The following is a 20,751-nucleotide window of genomic DNA, read 5'->3' on the forward strand; positions in this document are numbered from 1 at the left end:
GGCTGAAGGAAGCGGCGTAGGTTATTTGCTGTTCAATAGGTCTGAAAAAGGGTCGTCTTCTGAAGAAACAGTGTATTTTTCTTGCGCCCATTCGCCTAAATCAATGAGTTTACACCGTTTGCTGCAGAAAGGGCGGTAGGGGCTGTCGGTGTTCCAAACGACTTTTTTGTGGCAGGTCGGACATTTTACAACAGGAGCGGTCATGCAGTTTCTTTCAGAGTTTTTGCAATGGATTGATAGTATTGATGCAAATGGGCAACCTTGATTTTTGCTTCTTCCATGCTATGGGTATTGTCCAATACATCGTCGGCATGCAGCAGTCTGTCACGTCGAGAAGCTTGGGTGGCCATGATTTGACGCGTTTGTTCTTCTGAAAAACCATTGCGCTGGTGTACGCGTTTGATTTGGACGGACTCTGGAACATCTACAACCAAAATACGGTCGGTCTCCGCTTTAAATGCCGGATTCTCAATCAAAAGCGGTACATCGACAATGCCGTAGGCGGATGAGGCAAGTTTTTGTTTCTGCTGTTGGATTTTGTTTAAGATTAATGGCAGAAGCAGGTTTTCCAGTTGTTTTTTAGATTGAGGCCGTCTGAAAACTTCTTCCCGTAAAGCCATACGATTCAGACGGCCTTTATGATCAAAAACCTCATCCCCGAAAAGCTGGCGGATGGCAGGAAGGGCTTCGCCGTTTTCAGCGGTCAGTGAGCGGCTGATGGCATCAGCATCGATAATGGGTACGCCAAGTTCGGCAAACATTTGGGCGATAGATGATTTGCCACTACCGATACCGCCGGTCAAGCCTATCCATAATGTCATTATCGGAATCCTGATTGTACGAGCCACCATTGTACCAGTTGGGTAATAGGTGCATTGGCAACCAAAATAATCCATCCTGCCACAGCAAGACTGGGACCAAAAGCAAAATATTGGCCTTTGCCGACACGGGCGATGAGTGCGCCCACCAGCCCGACTAAGGCAGCCATGAAGATCAGAACAGGCAAAATTCCTACGCCCAGCCATGCACCAAGCGCAGCCAAAAGTTTGAAGTCGCCATTGCCCATGCCGATTTTACCGGTCAGAAGTTTATAGACGGCGCATAAAGTATAAAGGCTCATATAGCCTGCGATTGCGCCTAAAACGGCTGAATGCAGGGGCACGAATGTATCATTCAGATTAAACAGCAGGCCGATCCAAATTAGGGGCTGAGTCAGGCTGTCGGGTAAATATTGAGTATTGGCATCGATAAAGGTCAGCGCAATCAATATGGCAGTCAGAATGAATCCGCCAATAGTTGCCCATGACCAGCCGTATTGCCATGCGACAATACCGAATAAGACACCTGTCAGCAGCTCAATCAGCGGATAGCGTATGCCGATAGCGGTTTTGCAGGAGTGGCATTTTCCTCCCAGGAAAACATAGCTGAGGATGGGGATGTTTTGCCAAAGTTTGATTGGGCTTTTGCATTTGGGGCAGCGTGAATCCGGTTTGCGCAGATTAAATGGCTGTTTTTCTTCGTCTTTCAGCTCGATGCCCAAATGCTCTTTAGAAAATTGTGTCCATTCGCGTTCCATCATTATCGGCGTGCGATAAATAACAACGTTCAGAAAGCTGCCAATCAGTAATCCCAAAATAACGGCTAAAGGAATAGCGAATGGCGCAAGAACGGAGAGGGCGTCGATGGCAGAGTAAATACTATCAAGCATATCAACCTACGACATTACCCAAGTTAAACAGAGGCAGATACATGGCAATCAGCAAGATACCGATGAGCGAACCCAATACCACCATGATGATAGGCTCCATCAAGGCAGATAAGCGGGAGACGGAGTTGTCTACTTCATCTTCGTAGAATTCGGCTGCTTTGTTCAGCATATCGTCCAAAGAGCCTGACTCTTCGCCGATGGCTGCCATTTGGATCACCATATTTGGGAACATATCTGTACTTTGCATACTGGATGTTAGCGACAGGCCTTGGGTTACCTTGGCTCGAATATCTTGAGTGGCTTCTTCATAGAGAATATTGCCGGATGCGCCTGCAACTGAATCTAATACTTCCACCAAAGGAACGCCGGCTGCGAAGAGGGTGGAAGTCGTACGCGCCCAACGGGCGATGGTCGCTTTTCGGACGATGGTGCCAAAAACAGGCAGTCTCAAAATCAAAGCATCGATTCGTTTTTGGAAAGTAGGCGATTTTTCATGGAGTTTGTACAGGCCGAAGGCCGAAACAATCAAAAGGATGATCATAATCCAGCCGTAGTCGACGAATAAATCAGACAAGTTCATGACAAGTTGGGTAAGGCTTGGTAACTCTGCACCCATATTGGCATAAACTTCTTTAAAGGCAGGTAGCACAAACATCATCATGATGAAGATAAGCGCAATCGCCACCACGATAATGGCAATCGGATAGGTCAGTGCGGTTTTGACTTTTTTCTTAATGGCTTGGGTTTTTTCTTTATAGACAGCCAGTTTGTCCAATAAGCTTTCCAATACGCCGCCGGACTCGCCTGCGCTGACCAGATTGCAATAGAAGCGGTCGAAATATTTTGGATATTTGGAGAATGATTTGCCTAATGCGCTACCTTGTTCGACATCGGAGCGAACCTGCATCAGCATTTCGGTCATGCTCGGATTGGAGTGGCCGCGAGCAACGATTTCAAAAGCCTGCATCAGCGGCAAGCCTGCCTTCATCATCGTTGCCAGTTGGCGCGTAAACACCGTGATGTCTTCTTGGGTAATACGGCGTTTGCGTGCGGTTTTAACTTTGCTGATACGCAAAGGGCGAATGCCTCTGCGTTGGAGTTTTTTGCGTGCTTCTTCTTCGTCTTTGGCAACTACTTCACCACGGACAAGACGTTCGGTCTCGGTATTTTTTCCTTCAAATGTAAAACGCTTGCCTTTGCTTCTTGAGCCGAACAGACTTCTTTTTTGCTCTGCTTGAGCCATGAGTTATCCCTTGTTTGTAAGAAATAAAGCGGACTGTTTCCCCGTACCGCTTTATTTTAATTTTCGAAAATATGGCAGTTTAGTCATTGGTATGAGCAGTCACTTCTTCCAACGAGGTCAGGCCTTGCATGACTTTCATGAGGCCGGCACGACGCAAGTCTACCATGCCTTCCTGATAGGCCATGTTCATGATATCAACTTCTGTACCGTTGTTCATAATGACTTTTTGCATTTCATCGCTGACCGGCATGACTTCATAAATACCGATGCGGCCTTTAAAGCCTTTGCCGCGGCAGCTGTCGCAGCCAACCGGGCGGTAGAGTTTCCAATCTTGAGCCAAGTCTGCATCGGTAAAGCCGGCTTTTTTCAATGCTGGAACCGGCGGGCGCTCAACTTCGCGTTTGCAGTTTGGACACAGTCTGCGCAACAACCTTTGCGCCATAATCAGGCTGACCGAGCTGGCGATGTTGAAAGGCGCAACACCCATGTTCAAAAGGCGGGACAGCGTGGCTGGTGCATTATTGGTATGCAGGGTAGAGAAAACCATGTGGCCGGTTTGGGCGGCTTTAATGGCGATGTCGGCGGTTTCCAAGTCACGAATCTCACCGACCATAATAATATCAGGATCTTGACGCAAGAAGGATCGGAGTGCGGCAGCAAACGTCAGGCCTTGTTTTTCATTGACGTTGACTTGGTTGACGCCTGGCAGGTTAATCTCGGCCGGATCTTCTGCCGTTGAAATATTCACATCTTCTGTGTTCAAAATACTCAGGCAGGTATAGAGCGAAACGGTTTTGCCCGAACCTGTCGGACCGGTAACCAATACCATGCCGTAAGGGCGGTTGATGGCTTCCAGCAGCATTTCTTTTTGGAAAGGCTCCAAACCGAGCTGGTCGATATTGAGCGATGTACCATCGGAATTTAGGATACGCATCACCACTTTTTCGCCAAACAATGTCGGCAAAGTGCTGACACGGAAGTCAATCGGACGGCCGTGTTTATGGAAGGCAATTTGAATTCTGCCGTCTTGCGGAATACGTTTTTCGGAAATATCCAAACGCGCCATCACTTTGATACGCGATGCCAACTGGCCGCGTACGGCGACAGGCGGCTGTACGACTTCACGCAATTGCCCGTCCACACGGAAACGGACGCGCGCCATTTGTTCGTAGAATTCAAAGTGGATGTCCGATGCGCCCGCGTTCAGGGCATCGGATAAGGTTTTGTGGATGAAACGGGGGATAGGGCCGTCTTCAGCTTCTTCATTGTCGATATAAAGCGATTGCGATTGCTGCGTTGCTTCATGTTCGTCGTTGATTTCTTTCAGAATGGTTGTCGAACGTTGACCCAGCCATTCCAGCAATGAGCTGAGCTGGTCGTCGGGAACTACGACCAAGTCGACACTTAAACCTGAAGCAAAAGCGATTTTTTGAAAGTTTTGGATTTGGGTTGGATCGGATACGGCGAAATAAACCTTGCGTCCGCGTTTGAAAATCGGAATGCAACGGTTTTGCACCATTTGCTCTTCCGTCAGAATGTCGCTGACTACATTATTGCGCGGGTAGTAGTGCAAATCCAAAAGGGGATAGCTGAATACGCGCGCAACTAACTCCCCCAAAGCTTTAGGGGAGATGATGCCGTCTGAAAACAGGTTGGGCAGGATTTCTTTGCCTGATTGTAAAAGGTTGTTGTAATGTTCCGCTTGTTGATTTGAGATGGTCTGGCTTTGAACCAAAACACGCAATAATCCGACACTCATTTTATTTTCCGTTTCTTGTGCAGTTTTCCCTTTAATTTAGAGGAAAGCCGTATTATTTTATCATTATTATGATTAAAGCATATATTTAATTATGCAAATCTGCTTAAGTTGCAAAGACATGCTTCTGCTTTAATTGTATTTTTATTTCAGACGGCCATTATAAAGCAAGGAGAATAGGCGTTAAACTCGATATTTTTGGATTATGATGAAAAAACAACAATTTTGTCGTATGAATCCAATCAATAACGAAATTATATTTCATGTTGCTATTGCTTGTTTGGAGATGGCAGAAAAGGTTGTTTTGATGGACAGACGGTTGGAATTTGAAATATGAAAAGGCCGTCTGAAACTGAGCAATCAGGTTTCAGACGGCCTTTTAGCTATTTAAATCCGATAGGATTGATTAGGCTTTGTTTTTCAGACGGCCATGCAATTCCTGTACGCTGTACACGCCCAAGTGCTCGCGGCTTTTTGCGCCTTCGCTCATGGCTTCGCCGCCGGCGATGGTGGTGTATTGCGGTACGCGTTGGGTGAGGGAGGTGCGGCGGATGCTGTGGCTGTCGGTAACAGATTGCACTGTGCTGCCGACAGTGTTGACCACCAGTGCGATTTCGCCGTTTTTAATTGCGTCCACGATGTGTGGGCGGCCTTCCTGCACTTTGTTGACCGCTTGCACGATGATGCCGTGTTCTTTCAAGTATTCGGCGGTACCGCGAGTGGCGCAGACACCGTAGCCGAGTGCTTGGAAGTTTTGTGCGGTTTTGACGATGAGCGGTTTGTCTTCGTCGCGTACGGCGAGGAACACTTTGCCTGTTGTGCTCAAGCGTTCGCCTGCGCCGAGTTGGGCTTTGAAGTAGGCTTCGCCGAAGCTTGCGCCTACGCCCATGACTTCGCCGGTAGAGCGCATTTCAGGGCCGAGAATGGTGTCCACACCCGGGAATTTGATGAATGGGAACACGGCTTCTTTAACGGCGTAGAAGTCTGGGATAACTTCTTTTTCCACGCCTTGCTCTTTCAGCGAAATGCCTGCCATCACACGCGCGCCGACTTTGGCAAGCGGTACGCCGGTGGCTTTGGATACGAACGGTACGGTACGGCTGGCGCGTGGGTTTACTTCCAGTACGAAGACCACGCCGTCTTGTACGGCAAACTGTACGTTCATCAAGCCGACCACGCCCAGTGCATATGCCATGGCTTTGGTTTGACGGCGGATTTCGTCTTGAATTTCTTCGTCCAATGAGTATGGAGGCAATGAGCAGCCGGAGTCGCCGGAGTGGATACCTGCTTGTTCGACGTGTTGCATAATGCCGCCGATCACGACTTCTTGGCCGTCTGAAACGCAGTCTACGTCCACTTCGATGGCGTTGTTCAAGAAGAAGTCGAGCAATACAGGGCTGTCTTCGGAAACTTGTACGGCTTCGCGCATGTATTTTTGCAACTCTTCGGCAGAGTGAACAATCTGCATGGCGCGGCCGCCAAGTACGTAAGAAGGACGGACAACCAACGGATAACCGATTTCTTCGGCTTTAACGAGGGCTTCTTCTTCGTTGTGGGCGATGCGGTTAGGCGGTTGGCGCAAACCTAAGTCGTTCAACACTTTTTGGAAGCGTTCGCGGTCTTCGGCGGCGTCGATGCTGTCGGCAGATGTGCCGATGATGTTCACGCCGTTTGCCACCAAGGCATTGGCCAGCTTGAGCGGGGTTTGACCGCCGTAATGCACAATCACGCCCCATGGGTTTTCAGTGCGGACGATTTCTAATACGTCTTCCAAAGTCAGCGGCTCGAAGTACAGGCGGTCGCTGGTGTCGAAGTCGGTGGACACGGTTTCGGGGTTGCAGTTGACCATGATGGTTTCAAAACCGGATTCGCGCAGAGCGAGTGCGGCATGAACGCAGCAATAGTCAAACTCGATGCCCTGACCGATGCGGTTCGGGCCGCCGCCGAGAATCATCACTTTTTTACGGTCGGAAGGACGGGATTCGCATTCTTCTTCGTAAGTGGAGTAGAGATAGGCGGTTTCGGTGGCAAACTCGGCGGCGCAGGTGTCGACGCGTTTGTAAACCGGATGCAGGTTCAGTGCGTAGCGGTGTTCGCGGACTTCTTTTTCGCTTACGTTCAACAATTGTGCTAAACGTTTGTCAGAGAAGCCTTTGCGTTTCAGACGGCGTAAAGCGGCATAATCCAAGTCTTGCAACTGGCCGTCTGAAACCGATTTTTCTTCTTTTACCAAGTCTTCGATTTGCGCCAAGAACCAAGGATCGATGGCGCAGATTTCGTGGATTTCTTCCAGTGTGAAGCCTGCGCGGAACGCATCGGCTACAAAAAGCATACGCTCAGGGCCGGGGTTGGCCAGTTCGCGGCGGATTTCCGCTTTGTCTTCGCTGCGAGGGTTGAAGCCACACAAGCCGGTTTCCAAGCCGCGCAAGGCTTTTTGGAAGCTTTCTTGAATGGTACGGCCCATCGCCATCACTTCGCCCACCGATTTCATCTGCGTAGTCAGGCGGTCGTCTGCGGCAGGGAATTTTTCAAACGCAAAACGCGGGATTTTGGTTACGACATAGTCGATGGAAGGTTCGAACGACGCAGGGGTACGGCCGCCGGTAATGTCGTTGCGCAACTCGTCCAGTGTAAAGCCGACAGCCAGTTTGGCTGCTACTTTGGCAATCGGGAAGCCCGTTGCTTTAGATGCCAACGCGGAAGAACGGCTCACGCGTGGGTTCATCTCAATGACAATCATCTCGCCGTTTTCAGGGTTTACTGCAAACTGAACGTTTGAGCCGCCGGTATCCACGCCGATTTCGCGCAATACTGCCAACGAAGCATTACGCATTATTTGGTATTCTTTGTCGGTCAATGTTTGTGCTGGCGCAACAGTGATGGAGTCACCGGTATGCACGCCCATCGGGTCGAAGTTTTCAATCGAGCAGATAATGATACAGTTGTCGTTTTTATCGCGTACAACTTCCATCTCGTACTCTTTCCAGCCGAGAACAGACTGCTCAATCAGCAACTCATGCGTAGGCGACGCATCAAAACCGCGTTCGCAAATTGCTAAGAACTCGTCTTTGTTGTAGGCAATGCCGCCGCCCGAACCGCCCATCGTGAAAGAAGGACGAATCAGGGTAGGGAAGCCAACCTGTTCTTGCGCTGCCAATGCCTCGTTCATGGTGTGGCAGACAAAAGATTTCGGGCAAGACAAACCGATTTTTTCCATCGCTTCTTTAAAGCGGCCGCGGTCTTCCGCCTTATCAATCGCATCTTCGGTCGCGCCGATTAATTCGACATTATATTTCGCCAACACGCCGTTGCGCGCCAAATCCAGCGCACAGTTCAGCGCAGTCTGACCGCCCATCGTGGGCAGAATCGCGTCAGGACGCTCTTTGGCAATAATTTTCTCCACCGTCTGCCACATAATCGGCTCGATGTAGGTAACATCCGCCATTTCAGGGTCGGTCATAATCGTGGCAGGGTTGGAGTTTACCAAAATGACTTTATAGCCTTCTTCACGCAAGGCTTTGCAGGCCTGTGCGCCCGAATAGTCAAATTCGCAGGCCTGACCGATAACGATAGGGCCGGCGCCGATGATAAGGATGGATTTTAGGTCGGTACGTTTGGGCATGTTATGACTCTCTATGATTTCAGTTAATTTTCTCTATACTTAGATAATATTCTAGTAATATCGGGTTTTAATTTTTGTCGCTGCCATACAGTTGGATGTTTAGGTGTTCCATTTTGATTTCTTGGCAACTCAATCTCTTTATCTTTTTTTAGCATGTTTTGTATTAAATTGATACGCTCCAAAATATCCTTCTCATATAATAGATCTGACTGATAGCTTCCATATGCCATAATATAATTATCGTATTTAAATTCAGAAAGATGCTCAAATATCAGGTTGCTATTTAAATCACGTTTCTCCCAATTTGAGAACAAAGGTGCGGTTTGGGGATTTGCGTAATCAAAAAGATTTAGAATTACCTGATTAAATCCTGCATTGCCACATACTTCACGAAGTATACGAAGAGTTGTATCTCTAGATAAATTTCTCCCATCGCTACTCAAGCTCCCTGGGTTGAACATAATGACCAACAATGTTCTGTTATTATTTGATTTTTTCTGAATACACCAGTGTCGATATTCTTTTTGGCTTTCCCAAGAAATTTCCCAGCCATCCAGTGTCGCAGAATAGATGTTACCGCCCATTATCGGATTCATTATTTGCTCCTGTTTAATGTATAGTAAGCCGTAGCCTGCATGTAGGGTGTGTGCGGTACGCACGCGTTCTCCATTTTCCCTGCAACTCCAACCCACCGCGTGCGTGCCTTGCGGCACACACCCTACCGATGGGTTCAAAGGTCGTCTGAAAAAACGCTCGCGGCATTTGTTCCATCTGCTTTTCGATAAAAAGCTACCTGAAAAATTCCTGCCGTTGATATTTTGGTGACTCTTTTTCAGACGACCTTTTGCGTTTTTATTTTGCACAGGCCGTCTGAAAACTTCCTTAAAAACTAGTGACAAATGTAATCAAACCCAAAATGATGCCTGGGGCGTTTGCCAGCATAACGGGGTAGTCGCGTTTTTCTTTCAAAAAGCCGTAGGCAACCCATAATGTGCAGTTGATGGCGGCGACGAGAGGCTGCAACGGCGAGCCGGGGTTGCCGGCAAGGTTGTTTTGGATTTGTGGGATATAGGAAACGTACATACCGACGGCGGTTAGGGTGGCGACGACGGAAAGAATGCGCATTTGCTTTTCTGTCATGGTTTTTCCTTTTTGATTAGAGGGTTGGGTTTCAGACTGTGTAGATGTTGAGAGAGAGTGTACCTGAATTCATATATTTGAGGTTTGGTTTTCAGACGGCCTGTTGTTGAGTTGAGTGTGGCCGTCTGAAAAAATCAGCTTTATTGTTTTGCTGCTTTGATATTGTCAATGAATTTGTCGAACAGATAACCGACGTCTTGCGGACCCGGGCTGGCTTCGGGGTGGCCTTGGAAGCAGAACACGGGTTTGTCTGTCAGTTCGATGCCTTGTAAAGTGTTGTCAAACAAGGATTTGTGGGTAATGCGTGCGTTGGCAGGCAAAGTGTCAGCATCAACGGCGAAACCGTGGTTTTGGCTGGTAATGACGACTTTGCCGCTATCCAAATCTTGTACTGGATGGTTGGCACCGTGATGGCTGAAGCGCATTTTCAGGGTTTTTGCGCCGATGGCGAGGCTGATCAGCTGGTGTCCCAAACAAATGCCGAAAATCGGTTTGCCGCTTTCCATCAGTTTTTGTACGGCTTTGATGGCGTAGTCGCAAGGCTCGGGGTCGCCGGGGCCGTTGGACAGGAATACGCCGTCAGGATTGAGTGCCAATACTTCTTCCGCGCTGGTTTGTGCGGGAACGACGGTCAGGCGGCAGCCGCGCGAGGCGAGCATGCGCAGGATGTTAGTTTTGACACCGAAATCGTAGGCGACGACGTGGTAAGGCAGTTCGGAAGGGGTAACGAAACCTTTGCCCAATTCCCATTCGCCTTCGGTCCATTCGTAAGTTTCTGTGCAGGAAACTTCTTTTGCCAAATCTTTGCCGACCATGCTGCCGAATGCGGCAATCAGTTCTTGTGCTTTTTCAACCGTGGCATCTGCACCGGTCAAGATTGCACCGCCTTGTGAACCTTTTTTACGCAACAGGGTGGTCAGGCGGCGAGTATCGATATCGGCGATGGCGACGGTTTGGTTGCGTACCAAATAGTCGTGCAGGCTTTCAGAGGCGCGGAAGTTGCTGTGCAAGAGCGGCAGGTCGCGGATAATCAAACCGGCGGCGTAAACGCTGCGACTTTCTTCATCTTCGGCGTTGGTGCCGGTGTTGCCGATGTGTGGGTAGGTGAGGGTAACGATTTGTTTGCAGTAGGAAGGGTCGGTCAGGATTTCCTGATAGCCGGTCATGGAAGTGTTGAACACGACTTCGCCGGAAGTCGAACCTTCGTAACCGATTGATGTGCCGTGAAATACGCTGCCGTCAGCGAGAACGAGAAGAGCCGGAGTGGTCATGATGGAATCCTGTTTGCCTGATGATGGTCGGTTCGAAAAAAATGGGTCAGGCCGTCTGAAAAATAAAAATTGTTTACAAAAAAGACAGCCTTCGGAAATCTCGGCTAAAAAAAAACACGCTCCGCAGCTTTGATTTTGCTGTGTAACGTGCTTTTTCAGACATAGCGGTCTATGCCGTAGAAGCAGTGTATTTTAAGTCAAAGTAATAGGAATTTCAAGCGTAGAGCAAATAATCGATAATTTAAAAACGTTTTATCTTTATGGTACAGTCCCTTGCTTTTGGAATGCTTGATGAATAAAGTTGAACTAAATATTCAGTCAGGCCGTCTGAAAACTGAGCAGGCAGATTGTTTCATTTTTGTTGTGTTTGAAATGCAGGTGTAGGGAAATTCAGCCGAATCAAACATGAAACAGGCTGTTTATGCTAGAATCGTAACCTTATAAAAAATAAAAACAACGTCATTTTTAGCTGAGATTATCCGATGAAAAAAGAACACATTATGCAAAACGCTCCATCAGGCCGCTATCGCCTCATTCATGCAAGCGTAGCTTCCGCTTTAGCACTCATCAGTATTTCCGTTCAGGCAAATACGCAGCAATTTGCCCAAACTCCTTTTTACCTGCAAAACAAAACCGACGTCAGCGGCCAACCCAAAGTCAAACACAATATTATGTTTTTGATTGATGACTCGGGCAGTATGCAATGGAATGTACAAGGTAAGGAAACATCTGTACGGGCTGATAAAAGAATAACGATTACTAAGGAGGCCCTAAAATCGGTATTGAAAGAGTATGGCGAAAAACAACGATTCCAGTGGGGTTTGCAAACTCTGCATAACAATGGTCGTACTGATACTCCAGATGAGGGGGGCTTTACCGATGATTGGAAGGATGTTCAAAGGAGGGTAGATGGCATTGATCCTGGCCATGCTACGCCAATCACGCGCCGCTACTATGAAGTAGTCAAAAACTTTGTGATGCCCAATATCAAATACCGTTGTCAGAAGTCTTATGTGATTGTGATGTCGGACGGCGATGCCAATATGAGTTGTAGTAACCAGATTCCAGGTGAAGATCCTCGTTTATCTCGTAATACTAACTTCAACTACGATAGGGATTATTACTATTCAAACTATTACCGCGATATTGAACGTAGTGCGGGTACGTCTGCATACCAATATTTTGGGCCGTCTGAAGTGAAGGCTAATGATGATAGCTATGGGAAAGGTAAATTCTTTAATGGTGGAGGTCGTATCAAAGGATACTTTGATTTTCTACCTTATCAATATGATAATGATTTTGGCTTGCCTGAGAATGAAAAGAAATTGCTATGTCAATCTAGTAAATATAAGCATGAGTATGATCCTAATTATGGTAGGTATATGTGGGTAGCTGCAGGCGAAATTATTGTTCCTTATTGGGATAGGAACTATAAGGATGAAAAACGCGGTATGCGTTTCTTTAGCCAGACTTTGGCAGAAAAAGACATTAAAACAGCAAAAGACGGTTCAGATGCTGCGGGTAAGAGCTGGGATGGTGATCCAAGCGATCCCAAAGGCATAGATTACAGCAAGCAATTGGTTCAGACTTTTACTGTGGGTTTTGGTGAGGGGATCTCTGAAGTTGGGAGAGAGTATCTGGAAAAGGGTGCGAGCCGTCCAGACTGGTATTTTAATGCTGCGAAAAAAGAAGATTTGCTTGAAGCCTTTAAAACCATTGTCGACAATATTGAAAATGACAGCAAAAATACGAAATTTGAAGGAGTATCCTCTACTGCTCCGGCAACGACCAGTATGGGTATTCCCGATATGGCGGCAACGGTTCATTTGAATACCGGCTCTTGGAGTAGTCAATTGCGGTTTTATAAATTGAACCGTGATGGTACACCTATCAATACGACTGAGTTTGTTCAGCCATCATTTAATAACCGCCTTACTTTGGTTAATGACGGCAGTAAGACCTATTTCATCGATAGAGTTGCAGATAATGAGGCTTCAAATGCCGATTTTGGCATTTCAGACGGTGGTGCGAAAGATAAGTTGGAATGGAAAAATGCATTGCTGAAATGGACTGGCCGAGTAGGTAGTGATGAAACCATCAAAGCGGATGCAGAGACAAAAGGTTATAGCCAGTCTTATCGAATTCGTCCGACAGATTCTGCTGATTCAAGTAAAGATGAACGTAATTTAGGCGATATTTTAGATGGTTCGGTTGCAGCTATTGGCGATAAGCGCGACAACCGTCAAGAGTTTTTGGTCTCTGCTGCCAATGACGGCATGGTACATATTTTCCGTAATGGTACGCCTAGCAATCCTTATGACTTGAAACTCAGCTATATTCCGGCAGGCATGGAGCGCGAGGACGAGAAAGGTCAAGCAACAACTTTGGGCAAAGTTCTGAAAGATATTGCACGCGATGGTTACGGCTCTAGCACGCCACACCGCTATATGGTTAATGGTGGCTTTGTTCTCCGCCAAACGCCTGATAAGCAAACCTTTATGTTTGGTGCGATGGGTCAGGGTGGACGCGGTGCGTATGCGTTGAATATTGGTGCGGTAGCTAACAGCGATCGTAGTGGTTGGAATACGACTGTGCCTTTGTTTGAAACAAAAAAAGGCTTTGACAATAAGCTGGGTTATACCATTGGTTCGACACAAATCGGCCGTGTTTCCATCAAACGCGATACCACTCCGGTCAATCTGGAATCGAATGTGCGTTATGCGGGCTTCTTGGCTAGCGGCTATCGTACTGAGGATGTGAACAGTGCCGACAATGAAACGGCTTTGTATGTTTATGATATGACAGGGAAAGAGGCAGGGACAAAAAATACTGGTACTAATGTTTCTTCTTCTAAAGCCGGCAAGCTCTTAGCTAGAATTCCTGCACCGAATGGCAAAGGCGGCCTCTCTACCCCTACTTTGGTAGACACCGATTTTGACGGTATTGTTGATATTGCTTATGCCGGTGACCGTTACGGCAATATGTTCCGCTTCGACTTGAGAGGTAAAACCGAGTCTGAATGGTCGGCGCAAATGATTTTCCAAGGTTCGGGGAATCAACCGATTACGTCTGCGCCTGCGGTATCACGTCGTGGTAAAGATAAGTATGTCGTTATTTTTGGTACGGGTAGCGAGATTTATCAGAATGAACTAGAAGGTACTAACGGACAAATCAATGCCGTTTACGGTATTTACGATGATGTATCTACTGATGCGGTTTTGGCAAAAAGTAGTGAGTTGGAACAGCAAACTAGAGAAAGTGACGACGAACATATTTATGTCAGCGACAATAAGGTTGGTGAAGGTAAAAAAGGCTGGAGTCTGACTTTAGATCCGAATGAACGTGTGACTGTCAAGCCGACGATGATTTTGCGTACAGCTGTTGTGACCATCCGCAAGTATGAAACCAAAACAATTCATACTGACTCTTCTAGTACCGATGTTTGTTTACCGGACAGTACATCCACACAAACGACAGCGAAAACGATTATTCTGGGTGTAAATGCTGAAAATGGCGGTCGTTTGGGCTTGCGTGATGCGCGTATCTCCAGCAAGGATCGTACATTTATCAAACGCGAGAATAATGGCCAGATTTATTACGCCAACGGTATGACTTTTGATGGTGTTATCAACTTTACTTATATAAATTCCAGCAAAGCCGATGATTCTCCGGTAACTGCCGATGGCGATAGCGGCGGCACGGGTACGGATAAGGAGTTGAACGCTACGCCGAGCGTGCCAAACAATAAATGTTTTGCAACCAAAGGCGATCGCAGTCTCTTGTCTAACCAGCTGGTTAGCCTGGAAGTACAAGGCCGTACATGCGGACTCAAACGCATCAGCTGGCGTGAATTGTTCTTTTAATTTGTAAGGCTTGAATATCGAGGCCGTCTGAATTTTTCAGACGGCCTTTTCTGTTGAGTAGTAGTAATTCAAAAATGTTGGATTGGTGGATAGAAAAGCTTGTTTGAGGGCAAAACAAGCTTTGATCAAATTGAAAGCTTGGATAGAGCTAAACGACAGATTTGGACTATTCTTTTTTTAAATTTCTACCATTTGGCTGATAAGTTAAAAGGCCGTCTGAAAAGTATCTTTTCAGACGGCCTTTGATTTAAAGAGAACGAGTCAAGGAGCGCATTGTTAGATGCTGTTTTTAATGATTTTCCGCAGGGTGGAGAGTTGCCGGCGGCTGACGGGCAACGGGGTCGGAATATCGAGAATTTTAGCGCTCCACGTGGATGCGGATTCATCGTTTTCGTCATCGTCCAGTCGAATCAGACTGTCGAGGGTGTGGCGGAAGACGAGGGCATTGCGGTGGATGCGGATGACTTTGTCGCCCAGCAATTCTTCCCAGTAAACCAAGGTCTTCGGTAATTCGTAGCTTTGGCCGTCGCCAGTAAACAGATAGACGGTTTTGTGTTCCGCCATCAGGTAACGCGCCTGTTGCCATGGAATTTCAACCATGCGTTCGCGGTTGTACACTTTGAAATGGGTAAAACTGTCTGCTTTTTCGCGGTTTTTCTCGATGATGCGGTCAAGCGCGGTTTGCAGGCGGGTCATTTTGATCGGTTTGAGCAGATAGTCTGCGGCAGCCAGCTCAAATGCGCGCAGGGCGTGTTCTTCGTAGGCTGTGGTGAAGACAATTTCCGGCTGGCGCTTGGCGGTACGCTTAATGCGTTCGACAAATTCGAGACCGTCGATTTCCGGCATGCCGATGTCGGCAAAGACGATGTCAACTTCGTGGACGCTCAGCCACTCCAATGCTGGCATGGCATGGTGAAAGACGTTGAGCAGTACGACATTGCACTCTTCCAATAATACACGTAAGCGTTCTGCTGCTAATACTTCGTCTTCTACAATAATGGCACTTGGCATAGCGGTATTCTTTTTGTTGTATCGTGGGAGATCTGTCGCGCTTTGTCGTCCTTGATAACGCGTCAGCCGTATGTTGTTGTCAGCTTGAAATTATCAGTTTGTGACAATTTTAGGAAATTTTTAAAATATACATGATTTTTCGCTTCTTGGGCATGGTTTGGGATGAATCGGAAGATTACTTACATAATTTTATGAAATATTGTAATACCTAGAGTAATTTTGTTGTAATTGCGCTAATTCAGTCCGTGATAATGGACGATTTTGGGATTTTGTCCATTTGCCAGTGTACCACCGCCCAATCAAGCAATTCCTGCGGACGGTTCACGGTAGGTGCATCGGGTAGGTTGAGGTAGGTTAGGACTTGGCGTAGGAGTTGTTCTTTTTGATTCAAATCCAAAGCCGGGGCAAGGGTTTGTTTCGACCATTTTTGCCCTTGGTTGTTGGTCAATAGGGGAAGGTGGGCGTAGGCCGGTGTGGGAACGCCGAGGCATTGTTGCAGATAGATTTGGCGTGGCGTGGAAACGAGTAAGTCCTGACCGCGGACAATATGCGTTATTCCTTGGTCGGCATCGTCAGCAACCACGGCAAGCTGATATGCCCAATAGCCGTCGGCACGAAGTAGGACAAAATCGCCGATGTCGTGCGCCAGATTTTGTGCGTAATGTCCGACAATGCCGTCTGGAAAACCGATTACGCGATCGGGCACTTGAATGCGCCATGCCGGCGTTTTGTTTTGCGTGTCGGGTCTTTGCTGAGGATTGCGGCAACGGCCGTTATACACAAATCCGTCTGCGCCATGTGTTGCCGCCGCCTGCCAGTCTTTGCGGCTGCAATAGCAGGGATACACCAGCCCGGCTGCTTTAAGGCGGTCGAGGGTGTCTTGATATAGGTCGTAACGGCGGCTTTGATAGGCGATTTCGCCGTCCCACTCAAAGCCGAAAGCTTCAAGCGTGCGCAAAATGTCGTCGGCGGCGCCGGGCATTTCACGCGGGGGGTCAAGGTCTTCAATGCGGACCAGCCATTTACCCTGATGAGCGCGCGCGTCAGCATAGGAGGCAACGGCGGTCAGTAGGGAGCCGATATGAAGTAGGCCGGTAGGGCTGGGGGCAAAACGTCCTATATACATGGCAGGGTGGTTTTGTAGGGCAGGGGCAGTATGCCTGCACGGTATTCAAATCGTGATAGAAAAGGGTGTGCCGTACACGCCCGAATTTGGGTTTCAGACGGCCTGAGACTTTTCAAAATGATTTAAGTTTCTTTGCCGCCCGTTCAATCCGCTTAAGCCAAGGGAGCCAGTAGGTTGGCGAAGGCTTCTTCAAATTGTTTCAAACCGTCTTCCTGTAAACGAGTTGCCAAAGTTTCAACATCAATGCCGAGTTTCGCGGTTTCGGCAAGCTGCGCTTGGGCTTCGTTCACACCTTCGGTTAACGTGGCTTTGGCGGTGCCGTGGTCGATAAAGGCTTTGAGTGTGGCATCGGGAACGGTGTTGACGGTATGGGCGCCAATCAGGCTGTCAACGTACAAAGTGTCAGGATAGGCAGGGTTTTTCACGCCGGTAGATGCCCACAGAAGTTGTACGCGGTTGGCACCTTTTTCGGCAAGTGCAGCAAATTCGTTGCTGCCGAAGTATTGCGCCCAATCTTGATAGGCGGCTTTGGCCAGCGCTATGGCGACTTTGCCTTTGAGGTGGCCGGGCAGGGTGGCGTCCAACGCGGCATCGACACGGGAAATAAAGAAGCTGGCGACAACTTGGATATGGGAAACGTCGTGTCCTGCCTCCAAACGTTTGGCAATGCCGCGCGCGTAAGCGGCATAGGCTTTGAGGGTTTGGGCGCGGGAGAAGAGCAGGGTTAGGTTAACGCTGATGCCGTCTGAAACAAGGGTTTCAAGTGCTTCGATGCCTTCGTCGGTTGCCGGTACTTTAATCATGGCATTTTTACGGCCGATAGCGGCGTGCAGGCGGCGCGCTTCTTCAACCGTGCCTTGCGCGTCTTTGGATAATTCAGGCGAAACTTCGAGGCTGACGAAGCCGGTTTTGCCGCCGGTGGATTCGTGTTCGGCAAGGCACACGTCGCAGGCGGCTTGTACGTCGGCAACCGCCATGGTTTCGTAGCGTTGTTTTGGGGTCAGGTCTTGCTGTTTAAGCGCAGCTACTTCATCGGCGTACAGGGCATCTCCGGCAAAGGCTTTTTGGAAAATGGCAGGATTGGAAGTTACGCCACACACACCTTGTTTCAGCATTTCTGCCAATTCGCCGCTTTGTACCAGCGAACGGGAGAGGTTGTCCAACCAGATTTGTTGTCCTAATGCTTTAACGTCCGATAAAATAGTCATCTCTGATTCCTTTTACATAATAGGTTTGTTTGTAAAGTGGCGGTAATGCTACGCCGATTCGATGAATTTGAACAGTTTACAGCCGATTAATTTGGGCAAAACAAACCTAAATTCAAGCACGAAAGGTGGCTTTGATGGCGGAAAACACACTTTATCTCGACTGGGCGCGCGATGTATTGGATACGGAAGCCGAAGGTTTGCGTGAAATTGCGGCGGCTTTGGACCATGATTTTGTCCGTGCGGCGGAAGCATTGTTGCACTGCAAGGGCAGGGTTGTCATTACTGGCATGGGTAAGTCCGGACACATCGGCCGCAAAATGGCGGCGACCATGGCTTCGACAGGCACGCCTGCGTTTTTCGTCCATCCTGCCGAAGCGGCGCACGGCGATTTGGGCATGATTGTGGACCACGATGTCGTGGTTGCCATTTCCAATTCCGGCGAAAGCGATGAAATTGCGGCGATTATTCCGGCGTTGAAACGCAAAAACATCACGCTGATCTGCATTACCGCCCATCCGACTTCCACCATGGCGCGTCATGCCGATATCCATATTACCGCGGCTGTTTCCAAAGAAGCCTGCCCGCTCGGCCTTGCACCGACTTCCAGTACGACCGCCGTGATGGCGTTGGGTGATGCGCTGGCGGTGGTATTGCTGCAGGCGCGTGCGTTTACGCCGGATGATTTTGCTTTAAGCCATCCGGCCGGCAGCCTGGGCAAACGCCTGTTGCTGCGCGTGGCGGATATTATGCACAAAGACGAAGCCTTGCCTGCCGTTTTGTTGGGCACGCCGTTAAAAGAAGCCATTGTCCGCATGAGTGAAAAAGGCTTGGGTATGTTGGCGGTAACCGATGCCGAAGGCCGTCTGAAAGGCGTATTTACCGATGGCGACTTGCGCCGTCTGTTTCAAGAACGCGACAGCTTTGCCGGTTTGAAAGTGGACGACATCATGCACGCCTCTCCGAAAACCATCTCTGCCGATCGTCTCGCCACCGAAGCTTTGAAAGCCATGCAAAGCGGTCATGTGAACGGTTTGCTGGTCGTCGAAGAAAACGGTGTACTGATTGGCGCGCTGAACATGCACGATTTATTGATGGCACGAATTGTCTGAATCGACGGCAAAAACGTTTTCAGACGGCCTTATGCTAGAATAGGCCGTCTGAAATAAGGAAACCTTATGCAAAACCTCTCTTCCGACCTGCAACAACGCGCTTTAGGTATCAAACTGCTGATACTGGATGTAGACGGCGTTTTGACCGACGGCCGCATTTTTATCCGCGACAACGGCGAAGAAATCAAATCGTTCCACACTTTGGACGGACACGGTTTGAAAATGCTTCAGGCCGGTGGCGTGCAAACGGCGATTATTACCGGCCGTGATGCGCCTTCAGTCGGTATCCGCGTGAAGCAGCTCGGTATCAACTATTACTTCAAAGGCATTCACGACAAACGTGCCGCCTACGCCCAATTACGCGAACAGGCCGGTGTGGAGGAGCATGAGTGCGCCTTTGTTGGCGACGATGTTGTCGATTTGCCCGTGATGGTGCGTTGCGGATTGGCGGTCGCAGTCCCTGAAGCGCATTGGTTTACTTTGCAATACGCCCATTATGTAACCCGACGTTCCGGCGGCGCAGGTGCGGTGCGTGAAGTGTGCGATTTGATTATGCAGGCGCAAGGTACGCTTGAACCTGCTTTGAAAGAGTATGTACGATGAAAATCAGATGGCGTTACGGAATCGCCTTTCCGCTGGTGTTGGCCGTTTCACTCGGCGCACTGGCGGCGTGGCTCGGCCGCATCAGCGAAGTACAAGTCGAAGAAGTCGTCCTCAATCCGAATGAGCCGCAATATTCGATGAAAGGCATCAACGGCAAACGTTTTGACCAAGAAGGCCGTCTGAAAGAAAACCTGAGCGCGGTCGATGCCGTCCAATATCCGAATAGCGCAGACGTGCATTTGGACAAACCGCATCTTTCGTTTTACCGCGACGGCAGCCTGCTGTACGAAGTCGGCAGTGACAAAGCAGAGTACAATATTCAAAACAAAAAAGTCGTTTTTGAACAGAATGTTGTCTTGAACAAAGCGGCAGATGCCAAGCGTTTGGCCGGCATCGTCAAAACCGAACGTTTGAATGTCGATACCGAGGCGCAATATGCCCATACCGACAGCCCCGTTACTTTCCAATACGGACAGTCCAGCGGTCAGGCAAACGGCATGACTTATGATCACAAAACCGGTTTGCTGAATTTCCCTTCCAAAGTGAAAGCCACAATTTATGATACAAAAAATTTGTAAAACCTTAGCCCTTGTTGCCGTTTTTGCGGCCAGCCCGGCCTTTGCCCTGCAAAGCGACAGCAAGCAGCCGATTCAAATCGAAGCCGACCAAGGCTCGCTTGACCAAAACAACCAAAGCACCACCTTTTCCGGCAACGTCATCATCAAACAAGGCACGCTCAATATTCGTGCCGGCAGCGTGACCGTTTCGCGCAACGACAAAAGCGAGCAGTTGATGAAAGCCACCGGCTCACCCGTCAAATTCAGCCAAGAGTTGGACGGCGGCAAAGGCGTGGTCAACGGCCAAGCTAATACTGTAACGTATTCTTCCGCAGCCAGTCTGGTTACCCTGACCGGCAATGCCAAAGTACAGCGCGGCGGCGATGTGGCCGAAGGTGCAGTCATCACTTACAACACCAAAACCGAGGTTTATACCATCAACGGCAGCGCCAAATCCGGTGTGAAATCCGCCGCCAAATCCGGCCGCGTCAGCGTTGTCATCCAGCCGTCCAGCACGCAGAAAAACAAATAAGA

The 20,751-nt window shown here is 48.6% G+C and carries 17 protein-coding genes; 5 read left to right on the plus strand and 12 right to left on the minus strand.

Annotation, left to right across the window (positions count from 1 at the left end; translation table 11 throughout):
- Positions 1-21 precede the first annotated feature (21 nt).
- From yacG to carA, 9 genes are all read right to left on the minus strand, one after another.
- Positions 22-204: a DNA gyrase inhibitor YacG gene (gene yacG, locus ACTHSA_RS06295; RefSeq protein ID WP_004518868.1), complete on the minus strand. Its 183-nt coding sequence runs from the start codon at positions 202-204 to the stop codon at positions 22-24.
- Positions 201-821 (minus strand): dephospho-CoA kinase, encoded by a 621-nt coding sequence (gene coaE / locus ACTHSA_RS06300; protein ID WP_004518867.1) that lies wholly within the window; start codon positions 819-821, stop codon positions 201-203. The genes yacG and coaE overlap by 4 nt, the downstream gene beginning before the upstream one ends.
- A complete protein-coding gene (locus tag ACTHSA_RS06305; protein WP_004518866.1) occupies positions 821-1,708 on the minus strand; it encodes a prepilin peptidase in 888 nt (295 codons plus the stop codon). The genes coaE and ACTHSA_RS06305 overlap by 1 nt, the downstream gene beginning before the upstream one ends.
- Before the next feature lies 1 nt (position 1,709).
- Positions 1,710-2,951 (minus strand): type II secretion system F family protein, encoded by a 1,242-nt coding sequence (locus ACTHSA_RS06310; protein ID WP_004518865.1) that lies wholly within the window; start codon positions 2,949-2,951, stop codon positions 1,710-1,712.
- A 79-nt stretch (positions 2,952-3,030) separates the two neighbouring features.
- Entirely contained in the window at positions 3,031-4,710 is a 1,680-nt protein-coding gene (pilB, locus tag ACTHSA_RS06315) for a type IV-A pilus assembly ATPase PilB (protein WP_004518864.1), read from the minus strand.
- Positions 4,711-5,113: 403 nt separating this feature from the next.
- A complete protein-coding gene (gene carB / locus ACTHSA_RS06320; protein ID WP_049348628.1) occupies positions 5,114-8,329 on the minus strand; it encodes a carbamoyl-phosphate synthase large subunit in 3,216 nt (1,071 codons plus the stop codon).
- A gap of 23 nt (positions 8,330-8,352) precedes the next feature.
- Positions 8,353-8,988, minus strand: coding sequence for a DUF1643 domain-containing protein (locus ACTHSA_RS06325; RefSeq protein ID WP_141750537.1), 636 nt, complete (start codon positions 8,986-8,988; stop codon positions 8,353-8,355).
- Positions 8,989-9,211: 223 nt separating this feature from the next.
- The gene (locus tag ACTHSA_RS06330) at positions 9,212-9,469 is read right to left on the minus strand and encodes a SemiSWEET family transporter (RefSeq protein ID WP_049331825.1); all 258 of its coding nucleotides are present in this window, start codon (positions 9,467-9,469) and stop codon (positions 9,212-9,214) included.
- A gap of 140 nt (positions 9,470-9,609) precedes the next feature.
- Positions 9,610-10,740 (minus strand): glutamine-hydrolyzing carbamoyl-phosphate synthase small subunit, encoded by a 1,131-nt coding sequence (carA, locus tag ACTHSA_RS06335; protein WP_070625072.1) that lies wholly within the window; start codon positions 10,738-10,740, stop codon positions 9,610-9,612.
- Positions 10,741-11,240: 500 nt separating this feature from the next.
- Between carA and pilC the strand changes: the two genes are divergently transcribed.
- Positions 11,241-14,603 (plus strand): PilC family type IV pilus tip adhesin, encoded by a 3,363-nt coding sequence (gene pilC / locus ACTHSA_RS06340; RefSeq protein ID WP_283116651.1) that lies wholly within the window; start codon positions 11,241-11,243, stop codon positions 14,601-14,603.
- A gap of 276 nt (positions 14,604-14,879) precedes the next feature.
- Here the strand turns inward: pilC and ACTHSA_RS06345 are convergent, their stop codons facing one another.
- The 3 genes from ACTHSA_RS06345 to tal form a co-directional block, all read right to left on the minus strand.
- On the minus strand, positions 14,880-15,614 hold the full coding sequence (locus ACTHSA_RS06345) for a LytR/AlgR family response regulator transcription factor (protein ID WP_070459495.1): 735 nt from the start codon (positions 15,612-15,614) through the stop codon (positions 14,880-14,882).
- A 238-nt stretch (positions 15,615-15,852) separates the two neighbouring features.
- Positions 15,853-16,740, minus strand: a complete 888-nt coding sequence (gene gluQRS, locus ACTHSA_RS06350) for a tRNA glutamyl-Q(34) synthetase GluQRS (RefSeq protein ID WP_070459492.1) — start codon at positions 16,738-16,740, stop codon at positions 15,853-15,855.
- Between the two features lie 152 nt (positions 16,741-16,892).
- Positions 16,893-17,948 (minus strand): transaldolase, encoded by a 1,056-nt coding sequence (gene tal / locus ACTHSA_RS06355; protein ID WP_440378836.1) that lies wholly within the window; start codon positions 17,946-17,948, stop codon positions 16,893-16,895.
- Between the two features lie 134 nt (positions 17,949-18,082).
- On the opposite strand from tal, the gene ACTHSA_RS06360 reads away from it, so the two are divergent.
- The 4 genes from ACTHSA_RS06360 (at position 18,083) to lptA (ending at position 20,749) form a co-directional block, all read left to right on the plus strand.
- Positions 18,083-19,057 carry a KpsF/GutQ family sugar-phosphate isomerase gene (locus tag ACTHSA_RS06360; protein ID WP_063076105.1) on the plus strand — a complete coding sequence of 325 codons (975 nt, stop codon included), beginning with the start codon at positions 18,083-18,085 and terminating at the stop codon, positions 19,055-19,057.
- A gap of 66 nt (positions 19,058-19,123) precedes the next feature.
- Positions 19,124-19,660 (plus strand): KdsC family phosphatase, encoded by a 537-nt coding sequence (locus ACTHSA_RS06365; protein ID WP_063069321.1) that lies wholly within the window; start codon positions 19,124-19,126, stop codon positions 19,658-19,660.
- Positions 19,657-20,238: an LPS export ABC transporter periplasmic protein LptC gene (gene lptC / locus ACTHSA_RS06370; protein ID WP_107737378.1), complete on the plus strand. Its 582-nt coding sequence runs from the start codon at positions 19,657-19,659 to the stop codon at positions 20,236-20,238. Before ACTHSA_RS06365 ends, lptC begins: the two co-directional genes overlap by 4 nt.
- Complete coding sequence (gene lptA, locus ACTHSA_RS06375; protein ID WP_049328829.1) at positions 20,219-20,749, plus strand: lipopolysaccharide transport periplasmic protein LptA; 531 nt, start codon at positions 20,219-20,221, stop codon at positions 20,747-20,749. Before lptC ends, lptA begins: the two co-directional genes overlap by 20 nt.
- Positions 20,750-20,751: the final 2 nt, after the last annotated feature.

Origin of the sequence: Neisseria sp. P0008.S002 (assembly GCF_051962805.1) — a bacterium.
Lineage (GTDB): Bacteria > Pseudomonadota > Gammaproteobacteria > Burkholderiales > Neisseriaceae > Neisseria > Neisseria perflava.